The sequence below is a fragment of the Eubacterium sp. AM46-8 genome (assembly GCF_003466705.1).
Taxonomy (GTDB): Bacteria; Bacillota; Clostridia; order Lachnospirales; family Lachnospiraceae; genus Lachnospira.
The window spans coordinates 63,282-77,441 of record NZ_QSEU01000004.1 but is presented as its reverse complement, the minus strand read 5'-3'; the positions used below and the strand labels follow the sequence as shown (position 1 = coordinate 77,441).

General features: G+C 37.2%; 10 protein-coding genes and 1 pseudogene. All 11 read left to right on the top strand.

From position 1 onward, the window contains the following. On the top strand, nucleotides 1-852 hold the full coding sequence (gene proB / locus DW963_RS03940; RefSeq protein ID WP_117913931.1) for a glutamate 5-kinase: 852 nt from the start codon (nucleotides 1-3) through the stop codon (nucleotides 850-852). A gap of 40 nt (nucleotides 853-892) precedes the next feature. Further along, nucleotides 893-2,038, top strand: a complete 1,146-nt coding sequence (locus tag DW963_RS03935; RefSeq protein WP_117913930.1) for a hypothetical protein — start codon at nucleotides 893-895, stop codon at nucleotides 2,036-2,038. Between the two features lie 14 nt (nucleotides 2,039-2,052). Next, nucleotides 2,053-2,307, top strand: a complete 255-nt coding sequence (locus DW963_RS03930) for a DUF896 domain-containing protein (protein WP_117913929.1) — start codon at nucleotides 2,053-2,055, stop codon at nucleotides 2,305-2,307. 29 nt (nucleotides 2,308-2,336) lie between these two features. Then, nucleotides 2,337-2,867 (top strand): 5-formyltetrahydrofolate cyclo-ligase, encoded by a 531-nt coding sequence (locus DW963_RS03925; RefSeq protein WP_117913928.1) that lies wholly within the window; start codon nucleotides 2,337-2,339, stop codon nucleotides 2,865-2,867. After that, nucleotides 2,867-4,114, top strand: a complete 1,248-nt coding sequence (locus DW963_RS03920) for a glutamate-5-semialdehyde dehydrogenase (protein WP_117913927.1) — start codon at nucleotides 2,867-2,869, stop codon at nucleotides 4,112-4,114. Before DW963_RS03925 ends, DW963_RS03920 begins: the two co-directional genes overlap by 1 nt. A gap of 27 nt (nucleotides 4,115-4,141) precedes the next feature. Further along, nucleotides 4,142-5,818 (top strand): sensor domain-containing protein, encoded by a 1,677-nt coding sequence (locus DW963_RS03915; RefSeq protein WP_147347574.1) that lies wholly within the window; start codon nucleotides 4,142-4,144, stop codon nucleotides 5,816-5,818. A 24-nt stretch (nucleotides 5,819-5,842) separates the two neighbouring features. Further along, nucleotides 5,843-7,264, top strand: a complete 1,422-nt coding sequence (miaB, locus tag DW963_RS03910; RefSeq protein WP_117913925.1) for a tRNA (N6-isopentenyl adenosine(37)-C2)-methylthiotransferase MiaB — start codon at nucleotides 5,843-5,845, stop codon at nucleotides 7,262-7,264. 15 nt (nucleotides 7,265-7,279) lie between these two features. Next, complete coding sequence (gene mutS, locus DW963_RS03905; protein WP_117913924.1) at nucleotides 7,280-9,934, top strand: DNA mismatch repair protein MutS; 2,655 nt, start codon at nucleotides 7,280-7,282, stop codon at nucleotides 9,932-9,934. A 70-nt stretch (nucleotides 9,935-10,004) separates the two neighbouring features. Next, nucleotides 10,005-11,881: pseudogene (mutL, locus tag DW963_RS14135) on the top strand (DNA mismatch repair endonuclease MutL). 8 nt (nucleotides 11,882-11,889) lie between these two features. Then, nucleotides 11,890-12,831, top strand: a complete 942-nt coding sequence (gene miaA, locus DW963_RS03895) for a tRNA (adenosine(37)-N6)-dimethylallyltransferase MiaA (RefSeq protein WP_117913923.1) — start codon at nucleotides 11,890-11,892, stop codon at nucleotides 12,829-12,831. Continuing rightward, nucleotides 12,828-14,108, top strand: coding sequence for a methionine gamma-lyase family protein (locus tag DW963_RS03890; RefSeq protein ID WP_117913922.1), 1,281 nt, complete (start codon nucleotides 12,828-12,830; stop codon nucleotides 14,106-14,108). Before miaA ends, DW963_RS03890 begins: the two co-directional genes overlap by 4 nt. The last annotated feature ends 52 nt before the right edge of the window (nucleotides 14,109-14,160 follow it).

Below are 14,160 nucleotides of genomic sequence, written 5' to 3'. Positions count from 1 at the left end.
ATGGGGAATTATAGAGAATTTATAAAAGACAAGAAAAGAATTGTCATAAAGATAGGATCATCTTCGCTTATGCATGAGCAGACAGGAAGATTAGATCTTCTGAAAATCGAGAAGCTTGTGAGAATTCTTATTGATATTAAGAATTCAGGCAAGGATGTGGTACTTGTTTCTTCCGGGGCGATAGCAGTAGGAAGAGCTGTTATAGGACTTAATGACAGACCTACAGAGCTTCCAGTAAAACAGGCTTGCGCTTCGATAGGACAGGCTAAGTTAATGATGGTTTACCAGAAGATATTTGCAGAATATGGTGCTGTTGCATCCCAGGTTCTTCTTACTAAGAACACTATTGTTAATGATGTGAACAGAACTAATGCACAGAATACATTTAACGAAATCTTAAAGCTTGGCGCAGTTCCAATTGTTAATGAGAATGATACAGTATCAACTTATGAGATTGAACAGCTTCAGGCTTTTGGAGATAATGACAGACTTTCAGCAATTGTTGCTTCAATTATCGGGGCAGATCTTCTTATTCTGTTATCTGATATTGACGGTCTGTATACAGATGATCCGAATACTAATCCTAATGCAAAATTCGTTGAGACTGTATATGAGATTGATGATAAGCTTATGGGAATGGGCAAAGGCTCATCCGGCAGTAATATGGGGACTGGCGGTATGACAACCAAGCTAATCGCAGGAAAGATTGCAACACTGTCGGGGGCAGATATGATTATTACTAACGGTAATGATGTTGATAATATTATCAGGGTTATGGCTGGAGAGAATGTTGGAACTCTGTTCTTGAATCACAGGGCATCTGATTTTGATCTGATGTCACTTATAGACTAGAAAGACTGGATATTACTTGCACAACTATGGGAGGTCATACATGGATATTAAGCTGATGAAGAATTCAGAGAAGGGAATATTTTTTCCAATTAATGACAGGCTTTTAATGCAGATAACAGATGATAATTATCAGTATCAGGGACTTCATGGAAAAAAATATTTTATTCTTAATGCAGCAACTAATGAGAAGTATGAAGTGGCATCACAGGTTAAGAAGTATCATTTCTGCAAGGTGAGGTATGCATGCCTTGAAAGAAATTATATGTTCTTCACATCACTGGAATCAGTGACTGAAAGCCGTACACTTCTTACTGTATACAGATTTATGTTTGATACTAATGAGAATGAAGCTGTATTCAGTATGGAGATAGATAACACTGATATTTCACGGAAGTTAAGATATTATATATTTGTAATGGATTCTAACTATTTTTTTGTTGAGAAGCTTGACACGAATGGAAAACTTATAGATATATTTTTACATGATATTAATTCTGAATCAGACAATAATCTGAGTGATACATTTGTAAAGGACTTGGGGATATACAAGGTTCTTCCTACAGGGGGTAATAATTGTGTGATTAAATTCGGAGCTGACAGGCTTATATCAGATGATTCACATAATGATGAGAAGATAGCACTTTTTAATGCCAAGCAGTTTGTATCGGAGATATCTTTTAACGGACAGATGATTACTATGGAAGAACTGGATGCATCTGATAAAGATACTACATTTCCATATATTAAAGCTAGTGCGGGGAAGATTATTTATTCCAAATATAATTTCCAGAGCCAGTCAGAAGAGATTGTGATATATGATGCTATAACAAAGGTTAAGCAGGTAAGATTTAATAACAATGTCGAGCATGCAATGGATTTGAGTTTTACATATATTATTAATGACACGCCTTATATACTTAAGAATGAGGACAAGAGCACATGCTTTGTTAATCTTAATACACAGAAGCCAGAATACAGGCTTCATTCCGATATGAAATTCAGATATATGAAGAATGATATTGTTGTTATAACCCGTATGAGACATCGATTTTTCTTTATTAAGAAAGCTTCTGAATATATTGAAGCATACAGAATATCGGAACTTCATCATCCTATGTTTTCTACAAAGGCTGTGTATAATAGTTGTGTAGAAAGCGGAGATGATTTGATTATATTTACTAATTAGTGACAGAGGTTTGTATGGTTACAGAGAAAACATTAGAAAGAATTAACGAGCTTTATCATAAATCTAAAGCAGAGGGACTTACAGATGCAGAACTTGCTGAACAGAAGCAGTTAAGAGCTGATTATGTTAAAGCTTTCAGAGAAAACTTAAGAGGACAGTTAGAATCTATTAAGATTAAGAATCCTGATGGTTCTTTAATAGATGTCAAGGCAAGACATGATGAGAAGATGAAAAGATTGGCAAAGGAACAGGCAGAGAAAGGTAACTAGATGGATAAGAATGAAGTGCGTCAGCTATTATGAACCGCAGACATGAATTGTCAGATGAAGATATTGAAATGCAGAGTAGACTTATAATTGACAGATTGAAAAAATCGGACATATATAAAACGTCGGAAAATGTATTTCTGTATATGAGCTATAACAGGGAAGTTGATACATATATGCTTCTTTCGCAGTGCTTTATGGATGGCAAGAAAGTATATGCTCCAAAAGTTTTATCAAAGACACAGATGGAGTTTTATTGCTTATCTGATGAGAATGACCTTGTAAGCGGTTATATGGGAATTATGGAACCATCTGACGCCTGTGAGAAAGCTGATACCAGAGATGGACTTTTTATTATGCCTGGGCTTGCGTTTGATTATGATTTTCACAGAATAGGTTATGGCGGTGGGTTTTATGACAGATATTTATCCATAGATAATACATTTATAAAGGCGGCGCTTGCATTTGATTTCCAGTTATTAGAAGCTATACCTTATGAGGAACATGATTTAAAACCAGATTATATTATTACACAGACACAGTTTATAAGGAGGGATAATTAATGGAGACACTTGAGCAGATTGGAATTAAGGCAAAGAAGGCATCAAGATATCTTGCAAAGCTTGGAATAGATGAGAAGAACAAGGCACTTGAAGCGGTTGCTGATGCACTTACAGCTAATGTAGAGAGTATAATTGCAGCCAATGAAAAAGACCTTGTTAATGCCAAAGCTAACGGAATGAAGCCTGCACTTATTGACAGACTAACACTTGATGTTAAGAGAATTAATGCAATGGCAGACGGAATAAGAGTTCTTACGGGACTTGAAGATCCTGTTGGTGAAGTTACAGGAATGAAGAAAAGACCTAATGGACTTGTTATCGGAACTAAGAGAGTTCCACTTGGCGTTGTTGCGATTATCTATGAGTCAAGACCTAATGTTACTGCAGATGCATTTGGACTTACATTCAAATCAGGCAATGCCTGCATCTTAAGAGGCGGAAGTGATTCTATTAATTCTAATATTGCAATTGCAGATGTTATTGCAAAGGCTCTTTATGACAACGGAATTAATCCTGATGTTATTAATCTTATAAAAGATACGGACAGAGCACTTGTTAACCAGCTTATGAAGATGAATAATTATGTTGATGTAATTATTCCAAGAGGTGGGGCAGGTCTTATTAAGAATGTTGTTAATAACAGTACAGTACCTGTAATAGAGACTGGTACAGGCAACTGTCATGTGTATGTTGATGAATATGCTGATATTGATATGGCAGTTAAGGTTATATATAATGCCAAGACTTCAAGAATTGGAGTATGTAATGCGTGCGAATCGCTGGTTATTCACAGAGCTGTTGCAAAGCAGGCTATTCCGCTTATTGTTGACGCACTTAAGAAAAAGGATGTTGAAGTACGTGGTGATGAATATGCAATGCAGTGTGATTCAAGAATTGTTCCAGCAAGTGATGATGACTGGGGAATGGAATATCTTGATTATATTATATCTGTGAAGACTGTTGACTCTGTTGACGAAGCAATAGAACATATTAATACATATAACACAGGCCATTCAGAGTCAATAATTACTAAAGATTACAATAATGCCAACAGATTTCTTGATGAAATAGATGCTGCATGTGTATATGTAAATGCTTCTACAAGATTTTCTGATGGATTTGAATTCGGATTTGGTGCTGAGATTGGAATAAGTACGCAGAAGCTCCATGCAAGAGGTCCAATGGGGCTTAAGGCACTTACAACAACTAAGTATGTTATATATGGAGAGGGACAGATAAGGCAGTAAAATGTTTTATAAGTATTGGGTGTTTTTATGATTAGAAGAGATTTTGATTTGGAAGAAATGAAATACTTCCTTAATCTTGTTGAATTAAGTACAGATGATTACCTGTATATATTTGATTTTACTAATGACAGAGCTATATATTCCAAATCAATTACAGATGTATTTCCATTTGCATCCAATGCATTTGAAAATGCTACAGCCCAATTAAAAGCGGTTGTTCATCCTGATGACATTGATATGCTTATGGAAGATCTTCAGGAAGGTTTTAATGGCAGAAGAAAAGAACACAATCTTGAATACAGATGGAAAACAGTTGATGGCACATATGTTGCCATAAGCTGCCGGGGGCAGTATGTCATAAGCCAAGGCATAAAGTACCTTATAGGAAGAATATCTGAGATAGGAAAGCAGAGCAGATTTGATAATAACACGGGACTTTACAGAGAAGTAGTTCTTGAAAACGTGTACAATGAGTATTGCAAAGTCAGACATTCAAGAGGTTTCCTCATGCTTGTCGGAGTTGATAATTTTAAGGAACTTAATGAAAAATATGGTGCTAAGACAGGTGATGAAGTACTTAATATTCTTACGGATGCAATCAGAAGATATATAGATACTCCGCTCAGAATATTCAGAATGCCAGGTGATGAATGTGCTATATTTATGCCATATACAATCGAGGATAATATTGAGCAGGCTAAGAATTTATATAAGAGAATCAGAAACAGGATTGACAGGGTGATAGAACATAGAAAGTATGATATATTCTTTACTATATCTGCGGGAACTGCTGAATTTGATACGGAAAGAGACAGCTTTAATGACTTATTAAAAAATGCTAAATTCTCGCTTCATGCTGCCAAATTAAATGGTAAGAACCGCTGTGAAATATTTGATTCTGTCAATTATATAGAATATATTAAGAAACTTGGTATACAGGATGAACTTCGCAGATGTATAAGCGAAGGTTTTGAAGGCTTTGAGTTGTATTTTCAGCCTATATATAATCCACAGAATGATAGGCTGTCAGGAGCTGAGGCACTTATAAGGTGGAATTGTTCAAAGTATGGCTTTATGGGACCGGACAAGTTTATTCCACTATTGGAGGAAAGCGCACTTATTATTCCACTTGGAAGATGGATAATTGATTCGGCTGCCAAAGCATGCAACAGATGGATTACCAATATTCCAGACTTTGTAATGCATATTAATCTGTCTTTTGTACAGATTGTCAAAAGTAATATAATTAAAGATGTATTGGAGTATATTGGAAGGTATAGTGCAGCCAATAATCATTATGTATTTGAGATAACTGAAACAATTGAGATGGACCGGATTCCGGCAGTTGAGCGGGTATTTAAAGAATTTATAAAGAATGATTTCAGACTTGCTATTGATGATTTTGGAACGGGATATTCCAACTATGGATATATGCGTGACAAAATATTTGATATAGTTAAGGTTGACAGGTCATTTATAACTGACATAGATAAACAGAGAAATAATTATCTTATGGTCAGTTTTATAGTTAAGATGGCACATGAGATGGGATTGCATGTGTGTATTGAGGGTGTTGAGACAAAGGAAGAGCTTTCGTGTGTCAGGGAACTTGGCGCAGATTATATTCAGGGATACTATTATGGTAAGCCTGTATGCGTTGCTGATTTTGAAGAACAGCATTTGAAAAAGCTCATATTAGGATAAGTATAGAATGGAGAAATGTAGATAATGCAGGAAGTTAATAACACCAGTGCACTTGAAGAACAGCTTTATTATATTGGAGAATGTAAGAAGTTTTTGGAAAAGAAAACAAAAGAAATAGGCAGACCATTGTATGCATGTGTACACACATTTGGATGCCAGATGAATGCAAGGGATTCGGAGAAGCTTCTCGGTGTACTTAAAGAGATTGGATATCTTGAGACAGAGGACGAGGATAAGTCAGATTTTGTTATATATAATACATGTACTGTAAGAGAGAATGCCAACCTTAAGGTTTATGGACGTCTCGGACATCTTAAGAATGTCAAAAGAAAGAATCCGCATATGCTTATTGCAATGTGTGGCTGTATGATGCAGGAACCTGATGTGGTCGAGAAGATAAGAGATTCTTATAAGTTTGTTGATATTGTTTTTGGAACTTTTAACATATATGCAATGGCAAAGCTTATATATAACAGAATTACATCAGGAAGCCAGGTTATTGATATATGGGAAAAGACAAAGGATATTGTTGAGGAGCTTCCTACAGAAAGAAAGTTTCCATTCAAATCAGGTGTTAATATTATGTATGGTTGTAATAACTTCTGTACATACTGCATCGTTCCTTATGTCAGAGGAAGAGAGATAAGCCGGGAGCCTAAGGATATCATTATGGAGATTGAGAGGCTTGTGAAGGATGGCGTCAAGGAAGTTATGCTTCTTGGACAAAATGTTGATTCTTATGGAAAGACACTTGACAATCCTGTATCATTTGCGCAGCTTCTAAGAGAGATTGATAAGATAGAGGGACTTGAAAGAATCAGATTCATGACCCCTCATCCAAAGGATATAGAAGAGGAGACACTTGAAGTTATAAGGGATTCAAAGAAAATATGCAATCATATACATTTTCCACTTCAGTCAGGAAGCTCAAGGCTTCTTAAACTGATGAACAGAAAGTATACTAAAGAGCATTACTTAGAGCAGGTTGAGATGATAAGAAGAATACTGCCCGATGTTTCTATTACAACTGATATTATTGTTGGGTTTCCAGGAGAGACAGAGGAAGATTTCGAGGATACTATTGATGTTGTAAAGAAAGCAAAGTTTGATAGCGCATATACATTTATTTATTCAAAAAGAACGGGTACTCCTGCTGCCAGAATGGAGAATCAGGTGCCTGAGAATGTTGTTAAGGACAGATTTAACAGACTGCTTGCAACTGTCAATGAAGTATCTCATGAACATATCAGGAGATACGAAGGCATGGATATGAAGGTGCTTGTTGAGGGTAAAGATGACCATGAAGAAGGATTTGTTACAGGCAGAATGACTAACAATATTCTTGTACATTTCGCAGGAGATGAATCACTTATCGGACAGATTGTGACAGTACATCTTGACGAATGCAAGGGATTTTACTATATGGGAAGACTTATAGAGAATTAATCAGGGAGTAATATAATGGCAGAGTATTCACCAATGATGCAGCATTATCTTGCTACTAAAGCAGAGTACAAGGACTGCATACTTTTTTACAGACTTGGAGATTTCTATGAAATGTTTTTTGATGACGCTTTGGTTGTCTCTAAGGAACTGGAACTTACATTAACAGGAAAAGACTGCGGACAGGAGGAACGTGCGCCAATGTGCGGCGTTCCTTTTCATGCGGCAGAAACTTATATTAACAGGCTTGTTTCTAATGGACACAAGGTTGCAATATGTGAACAGATGGAAGATCCGAAACAGGCAAAAGGTATTGTCAAAAGAGAGGTTATAAAGGTTGTAACACCAGGAACTAACTTAAACAGCCAGGCACTTGATGAGACTAAGAACAATTATCTTATGAGTATTGTTTATCTTGGTGATGTGCTAGGTGTTGCTATTGCAGATTATTCAACAGGTGACTTTTTTGTAACTGAGATTGAGACAGGTGCGGAGCTTATTGACGAAATTAATAAGTTTGTTCCTTCAGAGATAATACTTAACGAGTATTTTGCAATGAGTGGAATTGATCTTACATTTATATCTGAAAAGCTTTCTGTATCAGTGTCAACACTTGAGAACTGGTATTTTGATGATGATTCATGCAAGGCAAAGCTGAAAGAACATTTTCATGTAAATATGCTGGACGGACTTGGAATCAAGGACTATCCGGTAGGAATTGATGCTGCGGGAGCACTTCTTATATATCTTACCCAGACACAGAAAAGTGACATGTCTCATATAACAAGCATTGTGCCTTACACAACAGGTAAATATATGCTTATAGACAGTTCATCAAGACGAAATCTTGAGCTTGTTGAGACTATGCGTGAAAAGCAGAAAAAAGGCTCGCTTTTGTGGGTACTTGATAAGACCAAGACTGCAATGGGTGCAAGAGCGTTAAGAAATCTCGTGCTGCAGCCACTTATTAACAGAGATGAGATCATAAGAAGACAGGATGCGATAGAGGAGCTTTCTGATAATGCAATTGACAGGGAAGAGATTCGTGAATATCTTGGCCCTATATATGACCTTGAGCGAATCATGACTAAGATTAGTTGTAAGTCGGCTAATCCAAGAGATTTAATTGCATTTAAGAATTCCCTGGAGATGATACCTCACATTAAGAATCAGATAGGACATTTTAAGCGTGATGTATTCAGACAGTGCTTTGAGCAGATGGACGACTTAAAAGACTTATATAATCTTGTTGACACTGCAATTATAGATGATCCTCCGATTACAATGCGTGATGGCGGAATGATAAAGGACGGCTTTTCAGCAGAGGCTGATGAGCTTCGTAATGCCAAGATTAAAGGAAAAGAATGGCTTGCAGAGCTTGAAAGCAGGGAGAAAGAAAAGACAGGAATTAAGAATCTCAAAGTTAAGTATAACAAGGTATTCGGATATTACCTGGAGGTTACTAATTCATTTAAAAACCTTGTTCCTGCTGAATGGGTACGAAAGCAGACTCTTACCGGTTCTGAAAGATACACTACAGATGAGTTAAAGCATCTTGAAGATATTATTCTTGGCGCAGAGGATAAGCTGTACTCACTCGAATATGATTTATTCTGTGAAGTCAGGGAGCGCATAGCGGCAGAGGTTGTAAGAATACAGAACACTGCCAAGGCTGTTGCAATGATTGATGTGTATGCTTCACTTTCTGTTGTTGCAACACAGAATAATTTCGTAAGACCTAAGATTAATGAAAAAGGTATTATAGATATTAAGAACGGCAGACACCCTGTAGTTGAGAAGATGATTTCTAATGATATGTTCATTGCCAATGATACTTATCTTGACAATGGAATGAACAGAATTTCAATTATCACAGGTCCTAATATGGCTGGTAAATCTACATATATGAGACAGACGGCACTTATTGTGCTTATGGCACAGACAGGCTCTTTCGTTCCAGCTGATTCAGCAAATATATGTATTGTTGACCGTATATTTACACGAGTCGGAGCATCTGATGACTTAGCTTCCGGGCAGTCAACTTTCATGGTTGAGATGACAGAGGTTGCCAATATCTTAAGAAATGCAACTCCTAAGAGTCTTATAATTCTTGATGAAATAGGAAGAGGAACAAGCACATTTGACGGATTGAGTATTGCATGGGCTGTTGTTGAGTATATTGCCAATACTAAATACTTAGGAGCCAAGACACTTTTTGCAACACATTATCATGAACTTACTGAATTAGAAGGAACTCTTGACGGAGTTAATAATTACTGTATTGCTGTCAAGGAAAACGGTGATGATATTGTTTTCTTAAGAAAGATTGTAAAAGGCGGTGCTGATAAGAGTTATGGTATTCAGGTTGCGAAGCTTGCAGGAGTACCTGATGTGGTTCTTAACAGGGCTAAGGAGCTTGTTGTGGACTTAAGTGATGCTGATATATCACAGAAAGCTAAGGATATTGCACAGTATTCAAAGAAACTTGACAAGATGAATGACAAGTACAGAAATGTTAATGACCTTGAAGTTAAGCAGATGTCTCTTTTTGATACTGTTAAGGATGATGATATAGTAACTGATATAATGAATCTTGATATAAGCAATATGACACCTATTGATGCACTGAATACGCTTTATAAGCTGCAGGGAAAAGCTAAGAACCGCTGGTAAAACAAGGAGACTAAATCCTCTGCTCCTGCAAGGGCAGTCGCATTTTGTTTCACAAAACAGGGAGGATTGTATGTCAATAACACTTTTAGACCAGAATACGATTAATAAGATTGCTGCAGGAGAGGTCGTCGAAAGACCTTCTTCTGTAGTTAAAGAACTTGTTGAAAATGCTATAGATGCCGGAGCAACTGCGATTACAGTTGAGATAAAGGAAGGTGGAATTTCATTTATCAGGGTTACTGATAATGGAAGTGGTATCAATAAAGATGAGATTGAGATAGCATTTAAAAGACATGCAACAAGTAAAATTAAATCAATTGAAGATCTTATGGCTGTTTCGTCTCTGGGCTTCAGAGGTGAGGCACTAGCGAGTATAGCTGCTGTATCACAGGTTGAACTTATTACCAAGACTGCTGACAGTCTGAGTGGTGTGCGTTATACAATTGATGGCGGAGTACCAGGTGAAGTGGCAGAAATAGGCGCTCCGGAGGGAACTACATTTATTGTAAGAAATCTTTTCTATAATACTCCTGTTAGAAGAAAGTTCTTAAAGACAGCGACTACCGAGGGAGGATATATTGGTTCGCTTGTGGAATATCTGGCACTTTCGCATCCTGATATTTCGTTCAGGTTCATAAGTAATAACCAGAATAAGCTGCATACATCGGGTAATATGAATCTTAAAGATATAATATATAATGTGTATGGCAGGGATATAACTAATAATCTGTATGAAATCAGCGGCAAGTCGCAGGATATTGAGGCTTCTGGTTTTATTGGCAAGCCTATGGTTGTCCGCGGAAACAGGACATATGAGAATTATTATATCAACGGCAGATATATCAAGAGCAGTATTATAACTAAGGCTATAGAGGATGCCTATAAGGCTTTATAATGCCACATAATTATCCGTTCAGTGCGATACATTTTAAGATTAATCCCGCAATTATTGATGTAAATGTACATCCAACAAAGATGGAACTGCGATTCTCGAACAATGAATATATATATAATTTTGTATATGATACATGTTTAAAAGCCCTTAATTCAAAGGAGCTTATAGCAGAAGTTTCTGTGCCTGACCCTGTTGCAGTTAAAATGCAGGAAGCACCTGTTGTAAAAAACGTTATGCCAGATATTAAGCTGCCAGAGAAGAATGTTTCGGATAGTATGCCATGTAAGACAGACACAAAATCTGCAGAGTCTGCAAATGCAGAAATTAAGCCGAAAAGACTTCCGGAGCCATTTGAAATTAAGGGTTCTCTGCAGATGGTTAAAGAAGATAAAGTAAGATATGAAGCTGTGACAAAATCTGAACCACCAAAGCAGATGAACCTTTTTGAGAATAAGCTTCTTGATGAAAACAGCCGTAACAAATACAGAATCATAGGACAGCTGTTTGATACCTACTGGCTCATTGAATTTGAAGATAAGTTCTATATGATGGATCAGCATGCAGCACATGAAAAGGTGCTTTATGAAAGAACAATGAATAAGCTTCATAATAAGACAATAGGAACTCAGATGATTCTTCCACCGATTGTATTGTCACTTAATATGCATGAGGAAGAAATATACAAGGCTAATCAGGATATATTTAAAAGATTAGGATATGAGATAGAAGAATTCGGCGGTAATGAATATAAGGTTACAGGAATTCCTGCCGGACTTCCTAAAATGGATTACAAACAGCTCCTTATTGATGTTCTGGATGGACTTTCTGAAGAAAGTGCCGGAAAAGATCCTGATATTATCACTGAAAAGGTTGCAAGTATGTCGTGTAAAGCGGCTGTAAAGGGCAATAACAGACTGTCATTTAATGAAGCATTTGAACTGATGGACGAGCTTATGAAGGCAGAAAATCCATATAACTGTCCACACGGCAGACCAACGCTTATTATGATGAGCAAATATGAGATAGAAAAGAAATTTAAACGAATAGTATAGAGGCTGATATGAAAAAAGAACCTTTAATAATACTTACAGGTCCGACAGCAGTTGGAAAGACAGAGCTTTCCATTGCACTTGCAAAGGCGGTAAACGGTGAGATAATAAGTGCCGATTCCATGCAGGTGTACAGATATATGGATATCGGAACTGCCAAGATAACAAAAGAAGAGATGCAGGGTGTTAAGCATTATCTTGTTGATGAGATTGAGCCGACAGAGGGCTTTGATGTGGCAAGATTCAAGACTATGGCTGTAGATGCAATACAAAAAATCCGTGAGAACGGTCATATTCCTGTAGTTGTTGGCGGTACAGGATTTTATATTCAGGCACTTTTATATGATTCTACATTTGAAGATGATGAAAGTGATTATGAATACAGGGATTACCTTCAGGGGATTGCTGATACCAAGGGCGCAGAGGTGCTTCACGATATGTTAAAGGAAGCTGACCCTGAATCTGCAGAGGCAATTCATGCCAATAATGTCAAAAGAGTTATCCGTGCACTTGAATTTTATAAGACGACAGGCAGGAAGATATCAGAACATAATAACGAGCAGAGAGCTAAAGAGTCGCCTTATAATTTCTGCTACTTTGTCCTTAATGATAAAAGAGAAATTTTATATGACAGAATAAACAGGCGTGTTGATATAATGTTTGACAATGGACTGCTTGATGAGGTAAAACATTTGTCGGACATGGGGCTTGTAAAGGACGATGTTGCCATGCAGGGGATTGGATATAAAGAGGTATTCGATTATCTTGAAGGCAGATGTGATGAGGCTGGTCTTAGAGAAATGATTAAGCAGGATACAAGACATTTTGCAAAAAGACAGCTTACATGGTTTAGAAGAGAACCGTCGGTTACATGGGTGGATTTTTCCCAGATACGAAGAGAAGATGCACTTTCGTATATGCTTGAACAACTAAAAGAAAAGGAAATTATATGATTATGAGAGAAATGTATAAGAATATGGGAATCTGTGATGAAGTATATGATTACTGCGATAATATAATTAAGTCGCTTCATGACAGATTTGAAGAGATAGACAAGAATGCAGAATATAACCAGATGAAGGTTATAAAGGCAATGCAGGATAATAAGGTTGCTGAGATGCATTTATCAGGAACAACAGGTTATGGTTATAACGATGATGGAAGAGATACTCTTGAGAAAGTATATTCAGATATATTCAAGACAGAGGATGCACTTGTAAGACCACAGATTATCTGCGGAACTCATGCGTTAAATGTAGCTTTATCATCTAACTTAAGACCGGGTGATGAGCTTTTGTCGCCTGTTGGAAAGCCATATGATACAATGGATGAAATTATCGGTATCAGACCTTCTAAGGGAAGTCTTGCAGAATATGGAATTACATATGCACAGGTTGACCTGCTGCCAGACGGAGGCTTTGATTATGACGGAATTAAGAATGCAATCAATGAAAGAACAAAGCTTGTTACAATCCAGCGTTCTAAGGGATATGCTTCAAGACCTACACTTTCAGTTGAAAGAATTGGAGAACTTATAAGTTTTATCAAGGGAATCAAGCCAGATGTTATATGCATGGTTGATAACTGCTACGGTGAATTTGTTGAAAGAATTGAGCCTTCAGAGGTTGGGGCAGATATGATAGTTGGTTCGCTTATAAAGAATCCTGGTGGCGGACTTGCTCCATGCGGAGGTTATATAGCAGGAAAGAAAGAATGTGTTGAGCAGGCGGCTTACAGATTGTCTTCACCGGGGCTTGGGAAAGAAGTCGGTGCAACACTCGGTGTAAACCAGAGCTTTTATCAGGGGCTTTTCTTATCACCTGTAGTTGTTGCCGGTGCACTTAAAGGTGCTATATTTGCTGCAAATGTATACGAAAAGGCAGGCTTTGTAGTAAGACCTGATGGAAGTGAGCCAAGATATGATATTATTCAGGCAGTTGAGCTTGGAAGTGCAGACGGGCTTCTTGCTTTCTGTAAAGGAATCCAGGCGGCAGCACCTGTTGACAGCTTTGTTACACCAGAACCATGGCCGATGCCAGGATATGATTCAGACGTTATCATGGCTGCCGGAGCTTTCGTTCAAGGCTCATCAATAGAACTTTCTGCGGATGGCCCATTAAAAGAACCTTATTCAGTATTCTTCCAGGGAGGCCTTACATGGTATCATGCAAAGCTTGGAATTATGATGAGTGTTCAGAAAATGTTTGAAAAAGACCTTATAAAGCTTTGATTGAATTAATATTTGTGTTATAATGCATTGGAGTATGGATTTTTCCGTACTC